Origin of the sequence: Planotetraspora thailandica, assembly GCF_016863335.1 — a bacterium.
In the GTDB taxonomy this organism is placed as follows: Bacteria; Actinomycetota; Actinomycetes; order Streptosporangiales; family Streptosporangiaceae; genus Planotetraspora; species Planotetraspora thailandica.
Genome location: NZ_BOOR01000027.1, coordinates 152,575 through 168,156, shown reverse-complemented (window position 1 = coordinate 168,156; position 15,582 = coordinate 152,575). Strand labels below are relative to the sequence as shown.

Here is a 15,582-nt window from a genome sequence, read left to right as displayed (position 1 = left end):
CTCCCCTACCTTACCCGACATTTGGACCACCACCGAACATTCGGCAGCGCATCCCAAAGAAGGATGAAGAGAGAGGGGTTAGCAGGAAGACTAGCGTGTGTTTCTCTCTGGAGAGATGAGACGCGCCGTGCTTTCTGCGTACATGAAGATTAGCACCCCTCGCGGGGTGCCGATGACACTTCCGCAACTTCCGAAGCCTTCCCTGCCAGCCGACCTCCCAAACCTCAATGGTTCGGACAAGTCGGCTACGCCGGCAGCGCGGCCAGGTGAGCCTCCAGACGCGCGATGTCCGCCTCCGCCTGCGCGGCACGTCCTCGCACCTTGGCCACGACGTCGTCAGGCGCCTTGGCCATGAACTGCTCGTTGCCGAGCTTGCCGGTGACCTGTGCGTGCTCCTTGCGCGCGGCCGCCAGGTCCTTCTCAAGCCGCTTCCGCTCGGCCACCACGTCGATGGCTCCCGCGGTGTCGATCTCGACCGTCGACGCACCCACCGTGAGGCGAGCCGTCGGGTTGAAAGTGTCCGAGGCCGGGTCGAGCCGCAGAAGCACGCGAATCGCGCCCTCGTGGGCGGCCAGAGCCGTACCGGACAGGCCGAGACTGGCGGCGACCCGCTGCCCCGGCTTGAGTCCCTGATCGTTCCGGAACCTCCGGACCTCCGTCACGAGCTCCTGGAGCGACTCCAGCTCTGCCTCGGCAGCGGGGTCGGCCAGCTCGGGTGACACGACGGGCCATGAGGCGACCGCAAGAGAGTCCTTGCCCGTCAACGCCCGCCACAGTTCCTCGGTGACGAACGGGGTGAGCGGGTGCAGCAGCCGCAGCACGGCGTCGAAGACGTGCCCGAGGACGCGCTTGGTGTTCTCCGCGACCTCGCCGCCCTGAGCGATCTGCACCTTGGCCAGCTCGACGTACCAGTCGCACACCTCATCCCAGGCGAAGTGGTACAGCTGGTCGGAGATCTTGGCGAACTCGAAGTCCTCGAAGGCCGCGTCGACCGACGAGATCACCTGCTGCAACCGCGACAGGATCCAGCGGTCAGCCGTGGTCAGCTCGGACGGCAGCCCGTCGGACCTCGCGCCGTTCATGAGTGCGAACCGCGTGGCGTTCCAGATCTTGTTGCAGAAGTTCCGCGAGCCGGCCGCCCAGTCCTCGCTGATGGCCACGTCCGAGCCGGGGTTGGCACCCCGGAGCAGGGTGAACCGGGTCGCGTCGGCGCCGTAGCGCTCGATCCAGTCCAATGGGTCGACGACGTTGCCGAACGACTTCGACATCTTCTTGCCGAACTGGTCACGCACCATGCCGTGCAGCGCCACCGTGCGGAACGGCGGTTCGCCGTCCATGGCGTACAGGCCGAACATCATCATCCTGGCGACCCAGAAGAAGAGGATGTCGTACCCCGTGACCAGAACACTCGTCGGGTAGAACCGCGCCAGGTCCGGCGTCGCCTCCGGCCAGCCGAGTGTCGAGAAGGGCCACAGGCCCGAGGAGAACCAGGTGTCCAGGACATCCGGGTCCTGTTCCCAGCCGGCGGGCGGCTCCTCGTCGGGTCCCACGCACACGATCTCGCCGTCCGGGCCGTACCAGACCGGGATCCGGTGGCCCCACCACAGCTGCCGGGAGATGCACCAGTCGTGCATGTCGTCGACCCAGTCGAAGTAACGCTTGGCCAGCTCCGGCGGGTGGATGCGCGTGCGGCCGTCACGCACCGCGTCACCGGCCGCCTTGGCGAGCGGTGAGACGTTGACGAACCACTGCAGCGACAACCGGGGTTCGACCACGGTCTTGCACCGGGAACAGTGGCCGACGGAGTGCGCGTAAGGGCGCTTCTCGGCGACGATCCGGCCCTGCTGCCGCAGCGCCGCCACGACGGCGGGGCGTGCCTCGAACCGGTCTAGTCCCTGGAAGGGGCCGTGCGCGGTGATGATCCCGCGCTCATCCATGATCACAAGGGACTCGAGGGAGTGCCGGCGCCCGATCTCGAAGTCGTTCGGGTCGTGGGCGGGTGTCACCTTCACCGCGCCGGTGCCGAAAGAGGGGTCGACATGCTCGTCGGCCACGATCGGGATCCGCCGGCCGGTGAGCGGCACCTCCACGAACTCGCCGATCAGATGGGCGTACCGCTCGTCGGACGGGTGGACCGCGACAGCGGTGTCACCCAGCATGGTCTCCGCCCGAGTGGTGGCCACGACGATCTGCACGTCGCCCTCGCCGTACCGGATCGAGACGAGCTCGCCGTCGTCTTCGCTGTGCTCCACCTCGATGTCCGACAGCGCGGTCAGGCACCGCGGGCACCAGTTGATGATCCGCTCGGCACGGTAGATGAGGCCGTCGTCGAAGAGCCGCTTGAAGATCGTCTGGACGGCCCGGGACAGTCCCTCGTCCATCGTGAAGCGCTCGCGTGACCAGTCGACGCTGTCGCCGAGCTTCTTCATCTGGCCGAGGATCCGGCCGCCGGACTCCTCTTTCCACTGCCACACGCGCTCGACGAAAGCCTCCCGGCCGAAGTCGTGCCGGGAAAGGCCCTCCTTGGCGATCTCACGCTCGACGACGTTCTGGGTCGCGATGCCGGCGTGGTCCATGCCGGGCAGCCACAGCGTCTCGAACCCGCGCATACGGGCCCGGCGGCTCAGCGCGTCCTGGATGGAGTGGTCCAGCGCGTGGCCGACGTGCAAAGACCCCGTCACGTTGGGCGGCGGGAGCACGAGGCTGTACGGCTCACGCCCGCTGCCCGGGTCGGGAGTGAAATACCCGTTCGATACCCAGCGCTCGTAATTGCGGGTCTCGACTTCGGTGGGCGCGTACTGGGTAGGCAGCTCAGGCGTCGTCATGATGGCCAATTCTAAGGACGTCGGCGTGCCTCACGTGCCGTCCGAACGTGTGAACCGCCCTAAGGCCCCGCCTGGGTTGGTGTCAGGCCGACTTCTCGCGCGGGGTGCGCTGCTGCTTGGCCTGAAGCTGGTCCCTCGGCACCAGCGTGGGGTTGACGTGCTCCAGCACGGCTTCGCGAGTGATCACTACTCGGGCGACGTCCTGGCGTGACGGCACTTCGTACATCACCGAGAGGAGGACCTCCTCCAGGATGGCCCGCAGGCCGCGGGCGCCGGTGCCGCGCAGAATCGCCTGGTCGGCGATCGCCTCCAGGGCGTCCTCGGAGAACTCCAGCTCGACGTTGTCCAGCTCGAAAAGCCGGCGGTACTGCTTCACGAGCGCGTTGCGCGGCTCGGTGAGGATCTGGATCAGTGCTTCCCTGTCGAGGTTGTGCACCGACGTGATCACCGGAAGCCGGCCGACGAACTCGGGGATCATGCCGAACTTCAGCAGGTCCTCCGGCATGACGTCGGAGAAGATGTCCGAGGTGTCGGCTTCTTCCTTGGAGTGGATGATGGCGTTGAAGCCGATCCCCTTCTTGCCGACCCTCGACTCGATGATCTTCTCGAGGCCGGCGAAGGCCCCGCCGCAGATGAACAGCACGTTGGTGGTGTCGATCTGGATGAACTCCTGGTGCGGATGCTTGCGCCCGCCCTGCGGCGGCACACTCGCCGTCGTCCCCTCCAGGATCTTCAGCAACGCCTGCTGCACACCCTCGCCCGAGACGTCCCGCGTGATCGACGGGTTCTCGCTCTTACGGGCGATCTTGTCGACCTCGTCGATGTAGATGATCCCCGTCTCAGCCTTCTTGACGTCGTAGTCGGCGGCCTGGATCAACTTCAGCAGGATGTTCTCGACATCCTCACCGACATAACCCGCCTCCGTCAGCGCGGTGGCATCGGCGATCGCAAAGGGCACATTCAGCATCTTGGCGAGCGTCTGCGCGAGGAGGGTCTTGCCGGAGCCCGTGGGGCCGAGCAGCAGGATGTTGGACTTGGCCAGCTCCAGGCCGTCGTCACGACCGTGCTCCCCGGACTGCACCCGCTTGTAGTGGTTGTACACCGCTACCGACAGGGCCTTCTTGGCCTTGTCCTGGCCGATGACGTAGGCGTCGAGGAATTCGTAGATCTCACGCGGCTTGGGGAGGTTGTCCCACTTGAGCTCGGAGGACTCGGAGAGCTCCTCCTCGATGATCTCGTTGCAGAGATCGATGCACTCATCGCAGATGTAGACGCCTGGTCCGGCGATGAGCTTCTTGACCTGCTTCTGGCTCTTGCCACAGAACGAGCACTTCAGCAGGTCTCCCCCGTCGCCGATGCGTGCCACCCCAGATACTCCTTTGCGTGGGACCGCCCTGCTGCCGCGGTCGCGTCCGTCCGCGTCCTGTTCTTGCTCCGGCGCGAAAACGTCATCCCGCTCAGGTTTCGACGTTACCGTCTTCTGAGCCCTCAGTGAGCCCCCAAGCGGTGAGTCGCACCGGAAGGTGCCAAATTGGGCACCATTCCGGTGCGGCAACCCCCCTCAGGAAGCGATCGCCGCCGCGCGCTTCTTCCGCGACGGGATGATGTCGTCCACCAGCCCGTACGCCTTCGCCTCGTCGGCGCTGAGAATCTTGTCGCGTTCGATGTCCCTGCGGACCTCCTCGGGCGACTTGCCCGAGTGCTTGGCCACGATCTCCTCGAGGAGGGACCGCATACGCAGGATCTCACGCGCCTGGATCTCGATGTCGCTGCCCTGGCCGCCGCCCTCGGTGGAGGGCTGGTGGATCAGGACACGCGCGTTGGGCAGCGCGAACCGCTTACCCGGCGTCCCTCCGGCCAGCAGGACCGCGGCAGCGGAGGCCGCCTGGCCCAGGCAGACCGTCTGGATCTCCGGACGGACGAACTGCATGGTGTCGTAGATCGCCGTCATGGCGGTGAACGACCCGCCGGGCGAGTTGATGTAGATGTTGATGTCGCGATCGGGGTCAAGGGACTCCAGCGTCAGCAGCTGGGCCATGACGTCGTTCGCGGACGCGTCGTCGATCTGCACGCCGAGGAAGATGATGCGGTCCTCGAACAGCTTGTTGTACGGGTTCATCTCCTTGACGCCGTACGAGGTGCGCTCGACGAACGAAGGGAGAACGTAGCGGCCGTTGATGTCTCCCGGCCGGATCAGCTCACTCACTTGGGAAGCTCCACTCATGAGACGGCGCCCTCAGAGGGCACCTGCCGGGCGCTGCGCACGACGTGATCGATGAAGCCGTAGTCCTTGGCCTCTTCGGCCGTGAACCAGCGGTCGCGGTCGGAGTCGCTCTCGATCTGCTCAAGCGGCTGACCCGTGTGGAACGCGATGCGCTCCGCAAGGGTCTTCTTCACGTAAAGCATCTGCTCGGCCTGGATGGCGATGTCGGCAGCGGTGCCACCGATGCCGCCGGACGGCTGGTGCATCATGATCCGCGCGTTCGGCAGCGCGTACCGCTTACCGGGCGCGCCGGCGCAGAGCAGGAACTGCCCCATGGACGCGGCCAGGCCCATCGCGACCGTGCAGACGTCGTTGGGGACGTACTCCATCATGTCGTAGATCGCCATGCCGGACGTCACGGAGCCGCCCGGGGAGTTGATGTACAGCCAGATGTCCCTGTTGGGGTCGTCGGCGGCCAGGAGCAGCAGCTCGGCACAGAGCCTGTTGGCCACCTCGTCGGAGACCTGGGTGCCGAGGACCACGATGCGCTCGCGCAGCAACCGCTGGTAGAGCTGGTCCTCAAGGCGGAACGAGCCGTCCTCACGGCCACGCGCCTCGAAGCCGGAGGTGGCGTGCGGGAAGAAGGTCGGCGGGCTGGTCACAGCGTCACCTTCCGATGCGTCGTAATCGATTGGCTTTGCTTGTGACCTTAACGCGCGCCGCAGACAGCTCATGCCTCCTCGCGCGACTGTTCGCTGACGGCGCATGCTCGCGGAACCGATCACCCGGATGCGGCATCCTCGGCCTGCCGCGGGCGATGGGCCGCATCCCCGCCCGAACATCCCTCTCGTACGGCTGAGCAGGCGAAAGCCGTACCTTGAGGAATTTGCATGGATTTTCCCCGCACTAGGCGGATTTCCGCGAAGAAAGAAGCCCCCGGCGCGTGCAAGACACGCCGGGGGCCGGTCGCATAGCCGTACGGCCGGCCGGGCGCGGGAAGCGCTCCGGCCGGCACGTGCGATCGCGGAGCCGTGATCAGCTCTCGGCGGACTCGTCCTCGAGCTCCTCGCCCTGCTGGGCGTTGTCGAGCTCGGCGTAGATGGCCTTGAGGTCGATCGTGTTGCCCGCCTCATCGGTCACCTTGGCGGCGTCGCCGACGATGGTCTTGGCCTTGTCCCGGACGATCTCCATCATGGCCAGCGTGAGCTGGTCGTTGTCGGCCAGGTGCTGCGCCAGCGTGTTCGGGGCGACCCCGAGCTGCATGGCCCGACGGACGACGAAGTCGGTGAGCTCCTGCTCGTTGACGTTGATGTCCTCGGCCTTGACGATCTTGTCGAGGACGAAACCGGTCTTGAGCGCCTTCGCGGAGATCTCCTCGAACTCCGCGAACTGCTCGTCTTCCGTGGTCTGGTAGAGCCGGAAGTACGCCTCGCGGCTGAGGCCGCTGTCGGCGATCTGGTGCTCGAGGTTGTGCTTGCGGGCGTCGATCTCGGACTTGAGCGCGCTCTCGGGGATCGGGATGTCGATCTTCTCCAGGAGCGCCTCGAGGGCCTTCTCGCGGCTCTGCACGACCTGCTCGATGAGCTTGTTGCGGCGGGCCTGCTCGCTGATGCTGGCCTTCAGTTCGTCCAGCGTGTCGAACTCGCTGGCCAGCTGGGCGAACTCGTCGTCGAGCTCGGGCAGGACCTTCTCCTTGACCGACTTGACGTTGATGATCACGTCGGCCTCCTCGCCGGCGTTCTCACCGCCGACCAGGGTGGTCCGGAAGGTCTTCTCCTCGTCGGCCGACATGCCCTCGAGGGCCTCGTCGAGGCCCTGGAGCACCGAGCCCGCGCCCACCTCGTAGGAGACGTCTGCGGCCTGCTGCTCCTCGAGGTTCTCACCGTCGATCTCGGCGCGCAGATCCATCGAGACGTAGTCGCCGTTGGCGGCGGGCCGCTCGACGCCGGTCAGCGTGGCGAAGCGCTGGCGCAGGGCGTCCAGCTGGGTGTCGACGTCCTCGTCGGTCACCTCGGCGACGTCGACGACGATCTCGGCGCCCTCGTAGTCGGGCACGTCGAACGACGGGCGCACGTCCACCTCGGCGGTGAACTCGACCTGCTCGCCGTCTTCGATCTTGGTGACCTCGATCTCAGGCTGGGCCACCGGGAAGACGTCGCTCTCGTCGACGGCCTGGCTGTACAGCTTGGGCAGGGCGTCGTTCAGGGTCTCCTCGAGAACCACCGCGCGGCCGAAGCGCTGCTCGATGATCCGGGCCGGCACCTTGCCGGGGCGGAAGCCGGGCACGCGGACCTGCTGCGCGACCTTCTTGTAGGCGGCCTGCAGGCTCGGCTCGAGCTCCTTGAACGGCACCTCGACGGTGAGCTTGACCCGAGTAGGGCTGAGCTCCTCGACAGCGGTCTTCACGGGGTGGTCTCCTTGATCCAGCATCTGGTGATCGCAGGCGCGTCGTGCACGGCAACCGCGGCACATTAACGCGCGCCGCGCCCACGTGAGCGGCGCAGAGACACCCCCGCCACCGCGTGCACCGTAGGCATGCTGCATTGTGGCGGCTGTCCAGCGCCAAGGGCAGTCTAGAACAGTCGAATGCCAACCAGCGACTGATCAGAGATCCGTCATGATCTGCCGGAGCAGGTCGACCGTCTCCGCGGGAGTCGTGCTGACCGCGCAGAGCCGCTCCATGACCTCGCTGTAGCGATCGACTTCTTCGCGTTTGTCGAGATAGAGGGCGCTCGCGAGCTGTTCCACGTACACGATGTCGGGGAGTTCGGGGTCGCCGAACCGCAGGATGCTGAAGGCGCCGCCCTCCGCCGCGTGTCCCCCGTAGCTGAAGGGCATGACCTGGATCGTGATGTTGGGCTGGTTCATGAGGTCGATGAGGTGCTGAATCTGCCCCCGCATGACCTCGACGCCGCCGATGGGCCGGCGCAGGGCCGCCTCGTCGATCACCGCCCAGAACCTCGGGCTGGCGTCGCCGTCCAGCACGCGCTGGCGCTCGAGCCTCAGGTCGACACGCCGGGCGATCTCCTCGGGCGCCGCGCCGACCGCGCCGGCCATGATGACCGCCCGCGCGTATTCCTTCGTCTGGAGCAGACCCGGGACGAACTGGACCTCATAGGTGCGGATGCGCTGGGCCGCCTCTTCCAGGCCGACGTACGCCTGGAACCAGGTAGGGAGCAGATCGTTGAACCTGTGCCACCAGCCGGGTTCGTTGGCGCGCTCGACGAGGTCCATCACGACCGTGCGCGTCTCCTCGTCCTCCACTCCGTAGAGGCTCATAAGGTCTGACACGTCACGCCCCTTGAAGCCGACCCGGCCGAGCTCCATCCGGCTGATCTTCGACTCGGAGCAGCGAATCGTCTGCCCCGCCTCTTCTCGCGTGATGCCCTTGTTCTCGCGGAGGCGCCGAAGTTGTGAGCCGAGGAGGATGCGGAGCGCCGTCGGTCCGGATCCAGGCTGGATCTGTATCACGGCGCCTCCCTCTCGACTTCGGCCTTTTCTCTAAAGGGAAGTCCCGCGCGACACCCCCAGCCCACACAGTGTCACCACTTCTGGCCACGATGACAAGGGCTGATCTCCGTGTCCCATTTACTCGCGGGTCAGGAAGGCGTGCACATGCACGCGCCAACTGCACGTGCATTTGGGTCTTGCAGGCAGGCTCATGAGTGATCCATGATGACTTGGTGCATAGTGGGCCAAACATGCACTATCCCCGAAACTGATCAGCTGGAGGTACGGGCAGCATGTCGGACAAGCCCGATTCCCCCGGCCAGTTGACTCACGAGATCGGGTTCGGACGGTTCTTCCAGTCGGGGAACGACTCCGAGACGACCACCTGCCTTCTCCGTCCCCAGGCCGACTCCGTGAAGACCGCACGGGACGTGACGAGGTCGACCCTCCGCGAGTGGGGCCTGCCGGAGCTCAGTGACGACGCCGCGCTGGTCGTGTCCGAACTGGTGACCAACGCCGTCCGTTACTCTCTGTGGCCGACACGCGATTCCAGCGACCGCGACCACCCGATAACCCTCCTGCTGGTACGGATCGCCCCGCACGTGCTGCTGGCGGTGTCCGACCCGAGCGACGAGGTGCCCGCCCCCAAGGAGCCCGACTTCATCTCGGAGAACGGCCGGGGCCTCTACATCGTCGAGACCTACAGCCAGGCGTGGGGCTGGGACGCGCTCGACCACGGCGGGAAGGCCGTCTGGGCCCTCTTCCGCGCCGAGGGCTGAAATCTCAGCCGCGCGGCGTCTCCGAGCGGTAGCTGTACCCGAGTTCCCGCCCGAGCCCGAAGTAGTGACGGAAGTTGTAGATCAAAGGGCTCCATTTCGCGGGGTCGATGTGCTGGGTGCCGGGCACGACGATCCGCGGGTCCGCGTGGACCTTCAGCACATGCGCCTGGCGAGGCGAGCCTCTCCACCTGCGGCCACTGTGCCGGATGCGGCAGGTCGTCTGTTTGCCTGGAGCGTGCTCCAGCTTCTAGCGTGATGCGCATGACCGAAACGCAGCCGCTGCTTGCGGAAACGCTCGCGATCTCGGAAGTGGCCACGTTGACGGGTTTGTCGCAGGACACCCTGCGCTACTACGAGAAGAGTGGCCTGATCAGCCCTGTCGGCCGGTCGGCGGGCGGGCAGCGCCGCTACTCCCGCGCCGACATCTCGTGGATCGAGCTGCTGCTCCGGTTGCGCGACACGGGCATGTCGGTGGCCGACATGCAACGCTTCGCGGAGATGCACCACCACGGAGACACGACGATCCCCGAACGGCTCGACCTGCTGCGCCGGCATCGTGATCGACTGGCCGAGCGCATCCGCGGGCTGCAACTCAACGGCCAGGCCCTGGACGCGAAGATCGCCTACTACGAGGACTTCCTGGAAGAGTCCTGAAACGACGTGATCACGTTCGCCGCTTCAGGCGCCTCCACCATGGGGGCCGGACCTCGCGAGCCGTCGTGCCGTACGGGGCCTCTCCGGTCGCGGCGAATTTGAAGAACGCCTCGAGGTCGTGCTCGCCTCCGAGGCGAATTCGCTTGGACACCTTGTGGAGCGGATAACCGCGGAGCCCTTGGGGGCTTGTGACGGCGGGGGCGTTCTGCAAAGGGCAGTAGACCCATTTCCACCCGCAGCTGCGAACGATCATTTCCCCGAGATAGGCGCCCGCCCCCATGATCACGCTGTCGACGATCTCTCCTGGAGGGCGGGCGGCGGCCAACTCGTTGCAGAAGTTGTCCAGGTGGTGGATGAGCGCCGGATTCCAGTCGAAGGAGTAGCCGTCCTCGCGGGTGTGCTCGACGAAGAGCTCGGCCAGGCGGCGCATGCGCTCGGCCGTCTCGGCATCGCTCGGCGGCTGTGGCCTGGTCCTGCTCGGCATCACGCGCTCCAGTGCTGATTTCGCCTGCCGTACGACCCGGAATCGCAGCAGATTTTACGGAATCAGATATCGGACATCGATATTGCCCGCAATATCCGGGCACGGTGGCCAGAACGGCGACCCCGGGATCTGTGGGAACGAACCGATGGAGCTGACCAGGCGGGAATTCTTACTCCTCGCGGCGGTGTCCGGTGCCGCCGCGTCCACCGTGAAGACGCCGGATCGGCCGCCGCCACCCGTACGGCTGGCGAAGTACGTCGACCCGATGCCGCGGCTGCCGGTGGCCGTGCCGCACACGGCGGCATACCCGGGCGCCGACTACTACGAGCTGACCATGCGGCAGAGCCCCTGGCGGTTTCACCGGGACCTGCCGGAGGCGCATGCCTGGGGCTTTTGGGCGTCCGGCCCGTCCGCCGCGGGCGGGCTGATCGGCCTCGGCTATCTGGGGCCGACGATCGTCGCGCACCGGGACCGGCCTGTGGTGGTCAAATACCGCAACGACCTGCCCACGACCCACCTGTTGCAGTCGGCGGTCGACGTGACGCTCTGGAAGAACGTCCCCGGCGTGCCGCCCGATCCGCCCGGCGGGCGAATGCCCCAGGACTTCCCCGCAGTGCCCGATGTCTGGACGGTCACCCACCTGCACGGCGGCTTCGACGCTCCCCAGTTCGACGGCGGCCCGGAGGCCTGGTTCACCCCCGGCGGCATCCACGGGCCGGGCTACGCGACCATGGGTGGCGCCGCGGCGAACGAGGCTCTGTACGGCTACACGAGCCGCCAGCCGGCGACCATGTTGTGGTACCACGACCATGCCATGGCGATCACCCGGCTGAACAACTACGCCGGGCTTTCGGGCGCCTACCTGATCCGAGACCGACTGGAGGAGAGCCTGGCGCTGCCGCGGGGCGACTTCGAGGTGCCGCTGATCCTGCAGGACCGGTCCTTCACGCCCGGCGGGGCCCTTTTCTACCCCGACAAGGGGCCGAGCCCCTACCACCCCAAGTGGAATCCCAACGTCTTCGGCGAGATCCCGGTGGTGAACGGCAAGGCGTACCCGTACCTCGCGGTCGAACCACGGCGCTACCGGCTGCGGGTTCTGAACGCCTCCAACCAACGCTTCTTCCACATGTGGTTCCAGGAGGGCGGCACCCTCCGGCCGTTCTGGGTGATCGGAACCGACGGCGGCTTCCGGGCCTCGCCGTTGCGGCTGACGAGCGTCCTGCTCCCGCCCGCCGCGCGGCTGGACCTGATCCTCGACCTCACCGGAACGCCGCCCGGCACGACGATCACGTTGAGGAACGACGCGCCCACGCCGTACCCCCAGGGCGGCAAGGGCACCCCGATGCCCGAGATCATGCGGTTCAATGTGACCCCCGGCCTGTCGAGTCCGGACCGTACGGCGACGCCCGACAGGCTCCGGCTGCCGTCGGTCCCGCCGCTGCGGCCCACACCCGGGCTGCCCAGCCGCGAGTTCGTCCTCATCGCGAACAAGGACGCCGCGGGAAAGTCGACACATCTGGCCATCAACCAGCGGTTCTTCACCGACCCCGTCGAGGAGTTCCCCCGGGCGGGCACCACGGAGGTGTGGGAGTACGTCAACGCCTCCGACGACGCCCATCCCATGCACGTTCATCTCGTGCAGTTCCAGATCCTCAACCGGCAGAGGTTCGACGCGAAGCCCTACCGGAGGGCCTTCGAGAAATGGATCGCCGCCGGGCGCGACCCTGCCGCCAAGCCGGTGCTGCGGCACTACCTCCGCGGCGAGGTGATCGGCCCCATGCCGGAGGAGATGGGCTGGAAGGACATCGCCGTCGCCTTTCCCGACATGGTGACCAGGATCGTTCTCCGATTTGACCTGCCTCCGGAGATCGCCGGCGTCCCGGGCACCCGGAGCGTTACCCCCGCCGAGTACGTCCAGCACTGCCACATGGTGGAACACGAGGACAACGAGATGATGCGGCCCTGGCAGGTGATCGTGTAGCGCCCGGGCCGTACATCACCGGTCTTCGAGCTCGGCCAGAGCGGAGCGCCAGGGAAACACGTCGGCTGCTCCGGTGTCGGCGATGTGTGGCTTGGCCTGACCGGTGAGCATGCACACGCCTTCGGCGCGGAGTTGCTCGACCGACCGTAGGAACGGGGCGCGGACAGCCAGGGCGTCGTTGACGTACGGAACCATGACGACGGGAATGCCGAGTCCGGGCGCCTCCGCGAGGAGGCCGAGGGCGTAGGTGTCGGCGATTCCGTGGGCGAACTTGTTGATGGTGTTGTACGTCGCGGGGGCCACGATGATCGCATCGGCCCGCGGCGGCTTGGGCTCGACGGGCTTGCGATACCGGCTGCGGACGGACCGGCCGGTCTGCACCTCCAACGCCTGCGCGTCGACGAAATCGAGCGCCGCCGGAGTGGCGACGACCTGGACGGCCCATCCGTCGTCCTGGGCCATGGCGACGAGGCGGCCGACATCACCGGCGGGTCCGGCGGCACAGACGATCACGTAGAGGAGACTGCCGGTCGCGGCCACGTGGGTCCTCCCAGGGATGGCTGGACGGCCGCGATCACGGCCTCACTTCCCTATGTTCGTCCACGCGACCCCATCGCGGCGGGACAGCGGACGACGGGATCGTGCCGCTGATGCCTATTGAGATCGCTGCCACTCGGCCCGGGTGAGTTCGTATTCGACCTCACCGTGCTCGGAGCCCGCGATCGCGTCCGGCCAGTCCTCGGTGAAGTTCCGTACGAATGACAGGCCCGACTTCTCCATGACACGACGAGACCCGATGTTGACGGCCATGGTGTTCGCGGTCACCCGCTCGACGCCGAGCTCCGTGAACCCCTTGCGTATCAGGGCAGAAGATCCCTCGGTGGCGTAGCCGCGCCCCCACGCCGCCTTGTTCAGCCGGTAGCCGAGCTCGACCACGGCAGGGTCATGGTCGTCCAACGGCCGGAATTCGAACCAGCCCAGGAAGGTGCCGGTGCTCTTCTCCTCCGCTGCCCAGTAGCCGCGCGTCCCGAAACAGGGGTGGTCGTGCAGAAGCCGCGGCAGGGTCTGCGCCTGGATCGCCTCACGGCTGGTCGGCCGGCCGCCGTTGATGAAGCGCATGACGTCGGGGTCGTTGTCCAAGGCGAGCAGGTGGTCGGCGTCGGCGACCGTGAACGCGCGCAGGACCAGCCGGTCGGTCTCCAGGAAGATGTCCATGCCGCGATCCTGGCCACGACCGGGCGGGCTCGCCACTGGATATCAGGCCGTGGCGATCTCCCGGCGAGGGGGAGGAGGTCTATATCCAGTCCTTTTCTGGTGTGGCCGCTCGCAGCAGGTCGCCCGCGCCTTCCGTGACCGGCTCGCCATGCGGCACGCACAGAATCTCCACCTCCAACGCCGCCAGCCGCCGGAAGGAGGCGATGGCCTGCTCCCTGGCGACGTTGAACGGGCCGAGTATCACGCGGCCTTCCGCAGTGGCGACGATGTCGCCGGAGAACAACACGCCGCCGGCCGGGAGATGGAGTGCGATGCTCCCCGGGGTGTGGCCTGGCACGTGCAGAACATGAACAGGCTCACCCCAGTCGTCGAGCGTGTCCCCGTCATGCAGGTCCGCGTCCACCTCCAGGCGCCGCAGGGGCGGGAGGTCCGCATCCGCGAACCTCGCCATGACCTGCTCATGGAGTGCGCGTTCCGAGGGGGTGTGCACCGGTTCGGGTTCAGGAGCCGCGCCACGTATGAACGGGGCGTCTACGGCTCCGGCCAGTACCCGGGCACCGGTGGCTGCGACGAGATCCGCGGCCGATCCCATGTGGTCGACATGCGAGTGGGTCAGCACGATCTGCCGGACGTCTGCGGGACGGCCACCCAACTGTGCCAGGGCGTCGAGGATCGCGGGGGCGGAACCAGGCATGCCGGTGTCGATCAGGGCGTACCCGTCCGGCAGGCGCACCACGTGAACGTGCCCGACCGGGAAGCGCAACTGCCAGACCGTGCGGGTGATCGGAATGGGTTCCATGCCGCGACGCTAAACGGCTGCCGCGCAGTGGACGCCTGCATTGTGCCGAGGGCGTATCGAAGGGGCCCGGCCCGTGTCCGGACTCAGCCCGCGAAGTTACGATCTTGATCTTCCCATGTGCGACGGGGCCGAGTATGAAAGAGACCGTCTACTCCCCCAGGATCCGAGTCTCGGCCTTCTGGGGTTCGACGAGGCGAGCGAAACCGGTGGACGGGGCGAGATGGGTGCTGACGATCGAATCGAGCAGGCCAGGCTGCTTTACGAACAGGCGGTCTTCGGGGGCGACACCGATGCTGTGACGGCGGCCGAGCGGGAACTGGACGCGGTGGAGGCGGACCTCGCCCTCTCCCGAGGCCGTGTCGTACACGCGTGGTTCCTGCAGAGCGGACACGAGAACCCTGAGGAATTGAGTCTGTTCGAGCGCGCAGCCGACCTCTACCGGAGACTCGGCAACGTGAGTGGCGAGGCCGAGGCGTTGTTCTGGATCGGAGCCTTCCACCAGGTCGTACGGAGCGACGACGCCGCAGCGATTCCGGTGCTCGAACAGTCCTGCCAGAAGGCGATGGGCATCGGCGACTCGTTGACCGCGTCCTACGCGCTCAGGCACCTGGGCATCGCCGACCAGAGGGCCGGCCACTTGAAGTCGGCACGGGAACGCCTGGAGGAATCGACACGGCTACGACGTGAGGTCGGATTCCTTCCCGGTGTCGCGGCGAACCTGGTCGGGCTGGCCTACGTGACCGCCGAGGAAGGCCGTCGCGACGAGGCGCTGGGACTTCTTGACGAGGCCCGCTCCATCGCCGAGGCGGCAGGCGCTTACGGCATCCTGCGCCACGTCCAGGAAGCACAGGCTCGGCTGTAAGCGGCTGTCTTTCCCGCGAGTCACTCAAAGGCCTGATCTCATAGCCGCGTCGCAGGTCCGACCGTGCCGTGGTCTGCCCGAAAGACTCACCTGTTACTCATCGTCCTGAAGGCACCTGCCGGCGTTCTTTCAGTAGACCGGCGATTCACGCTTCGGCACGTCGCTGAGCTGGCGATACAGCCCTCTTCCGCTCTGATAATGGAGCGCACGAGCTCGCTGATCATCCTAGGATGAGGCGCAACGCGATGACGGAGACAAGTAGTTCCGGGATCACGCGAGTCAGAGAGCCGCCGGAAGCTGCGAAGGCGGTCTCGCGTTCCCGAGACGAAG

At 66.8% G+C, this 15,582-nt stretch carries 15 protein-coding genes; 4 read left to right on the top strand and 11 right to left on the bottom strand.

The features are described from left to right. Positions 1-245: 245 nt before the first annotated feature. The 6 genes from Pth03_RS19970 to Pth03_RS19945 all read right to left on the bottom strand — a co-directional run bounded on the left by Pth03_RS19970 (position 246) and on the right by Pth03_RS19945 (position 8,499). Entirely contained in the window at positions 246-2,825 is a 2,580-nt protein-coding gene (locus Pth03_RS19970) for a valine--tRNA ligase (protein WP_203945833.1), read from the bottom strand. Between the two features lie 82 nt (positions 2,826-2,907). After that, positions 2,908-4,191: an ATP-dependent Clp protease ATP-binding subunit ClpX gene (gene clpX, locus Pth03_RS19965; protein ID WP_203945832.1), complete on the bottom strand. Its 1,284-nt coding sequence runs from the start codon at positions 4,189-4,191 to the stop codon at positions 2,908-2,910. A gap of 195 nt (positions 4,192-4,386) precedes the next feature. Beyond that, complete coding sequence (locus tag Pth03_RS19960; protein ID WP_203945831.1) at positions 4,387-5,049, bottom strand: ATP-dependent Clp protease proteolytic subunit; 663 nt, start codon at positions 5,047-5,049, stop codon at positions 4,387-4,389. Further along, positions 5,046-5,690 carry a ClpP family protease gene (locus Pth03_RS19955; protein WP_275413147.1) on the bottom strand — a complete coding sequence of 215 codons (645 nt, stop codon included), beginning with the start codon at positions 5,688-5,690 and terminating at the stop codon, positions 5,046-5,048. Before Pth03_RS19955 ends, Pth03_RS19960 begins: the two co-directional genes overlap by 4 nt. Before the next feature lie 373 nt (positions 5,691-6,063). Beyond that, positions 6,064-7,434 carry a trigger factor gene (gene tig / locus Pth03_RS19950; RefSeq protein WP_203945829.1) on the bottom strand — a complete coding sequence of 457 codons (1,371 nt, stop codon included), beginning with the start codon at positions 7,432-7,434 and terminating at the stop codon, positions 6,064-6,066. A 198-nt stretch (positions 7,435-7,632) separates the two neighbouring features. Then, a complete protein-coding gene (locus tag Pth03_RS19945) occupies positions 7,633-8,499 on the bottom strand; it encodes a Sco1979 family transcriptional regulator (RefSeq protein ID WP_203945828.1) in 867 nt (288 codons plus the stop codon). Positions 8,500-8,771: 272 nt separating this feature from the next. On the opposite strand from Pth03_RS19945, the gene Pth03_RS19940 reads away from it, so the two are divergent. Continuing rightward, positions 8,772-9,257 (top strand): ATP-binding protein, encoded by a 486-nt coding sequence (locus Pth03_RS19940; RefSeq protein ID WP_203945827.1) that lies wholly within the window; start codon positions 8,772-8,774, stop codon positions 9,255-9,257. A gap of 4 nt (positions 9,258-9,261) precedes the next feature. On the opposite strand, the gene Pth03_RS19935 is transcribed toward Pth03_RS19940, so the two are convergent. Beyond that, positions 9,262-9,417, bottom strand: a complete 156-nt coding sequence (locus Pth03_RS19935; RefSeq protein WP_239119192.1) for a hypothetical protein — start codon at positions 9,415-9,417, stop codon at positions 9,262-9,264. Positions 9,418-9,518: 101 nt separating this feature from the next. Here Pth03_RS19935 and Pth03_RS19930 point away from each other — a divergent pair, with 101 nt between their 5' ends. Beyond that, a complete protein-coding gene (locus Pth03_RS19930; RefSeq protein WP_203945826.1) occupies positions 9,519-9,911 on the top strand; it encodes a MerR family transcriptional regulator in 393 nt (130 codons plus the stop codon). Between the two features lie 10 nt (positions 9,912-9,921). On the opposite strand, the gene Pth03_RS19925 is transcribed toward Pth03_RS19930, so the two are convergent. Next, on the bottom strand, positions 9,922-10,395 hold the full coding sequence (locus Pth03_RS19925; RefSeq protein WP_203945825.1) for a hypothetical protein: 474 nt from the start codon (positions 10,393-10,395) through the stop codon (positions 9,922-9,924). Between the two features lie 145 nt (positions 10,396-10,540). Between Pth03_RS19925 and Pth03_RS19920 the strand changes: the two genes are divergently transcribed. Beyond that, a complete protein-coding gene (locus Pth03_RS19920) occupies positions 10,541-12,376 on the top strand; it encodes a multicopper oxidase family protein (RefSeq protein WP_203945824.1) in 1,836 nt (611 codons plus the stop codon). A gap of 15 nt (positions 12,377-12,391) precedes the next feature. Here Pth03_RS19920 and Pth03_RS19915 read toward each other — a convergent pair whose 3' ends face one another. The 3 genes from Pth03_RS19915 to Pth03_RS19905 all read right to left on the bottom strand — a co-directional run bounded on the left by Pth03_RS19915 (position 12,392) and on the right by Pth03_RS19905 (position 14,390). Next, positions 12,392-12,916: a flavoprotein gene (locus tag Pth03_RS19915; RefSeq protein ID WP_203945823.1), complete on the bottom strand. Its 525-nt coding sequence runs from the start codon at positions 12,914-12,916 to the stop codon at positions 12,392-12,394. Between the two features lie 114 nt (positions 12,917-13,030). After that, a complete protein-coding gene (locus Pth03_RS19910; RefSeq protein WP_203945822.1) occupies positions 13,031-13,591 on the bottom strand; it encodes a GNAT family N-acetyltransferase in 561 nt (186 codons plus the stop codon). A 79-nt stretch (positions 13,592-13,670) separates the two neighbouring features. Beyond that, positions 13,671-14,390, bottom strand: coding sequence for an MBL fold metallo-hydrolase (locus Pth03_RS19905; RefSeq protein WP_203945821.1), 720 nt, complete (start codon positions 14,388-14,390; stop codon positions 13,671-13,673). A 220-nt stretch (positions 14,391-14,610) separates the two neighbouring features. Between Pth03_RS19905 and Pth03_RS19900 the strand changes: the two genes are divergently transcribed. Continuing rightward, positions 14,611-15,252, top strand: a complete 642-nt coding sequence (locus Pth03_RS19900) for a hypothetical protein (protein ID WP_203945820.1) — start codon at positions 14,611-14,613, stop codon at positions 15,250-15,252. Positions 15,253-15,582 lie beyond the last annotated feature (330 nt).

Coding starts and splice junctions, on each gene's coding strand:
- Pth03_RS19910 (WP_203945822.1), bottom strand. CDS start 13,591: ATGGACATCTTCCTGGAGACCGACCGGCTGGTCCTGCGCGCGTTCACG.
- Pth03_RS19925 (WP_203945825.1), bottom strand. CDS start 10,395: ATGCCGAGCAGGACCAGGCCACAGCCGCCGAGCGATGCCGAGACGGCC.
- Pth03_RS19970 (WP_203945833.1), bottom strand. CDS start 2,825: ATGACGACGCCTGAGCTGCCTACCCAGTACGCGCCCACCGAAGTCGAG.
- Pth03_RS19900 (WP_203945820.1), top strand. CDS start 14,611: ATGGGTGCTGACGATCGAATCGAGCAGGCCAGGCTGCTTTACGAACAG.
- Pth03_RS19930 (WP_203945826.1), top strand. CDS start 9,519: ATGACCGAAACGCAGCCGCTGCTTGCGGAAACGCTCGCGATCTCGGAA.
- Pth03_RS19960 (WP_203945831.1), bottom strand. CDS start 5,049: ATGAGTGGAGCTTCCCAAGTGAGTGAGCTGATCCGGCCGGGAGACATC.
- Pth03_RS19905 (WP_203945821.1), bottom strand. CDS start 14,390: ATGGAACCCATTCCGATCACCCGCACGGTCTGGCAGTTGCGCTTCCCG.
- Pth03_RS19920 (WP_203945824.1), top strand. CDS start 10,541: ATGGAGCTGACCAGGCGGGAATTCTTACTCCTCGCGGCGGTGTCCGGT.
- Pth03_RS19940 (WP_203945827.1), top strand. CDS start 8,772: ATGTCGGACAAGCCCGATTCCCCCGGCCAGTTGACTCACGAGATCGGG.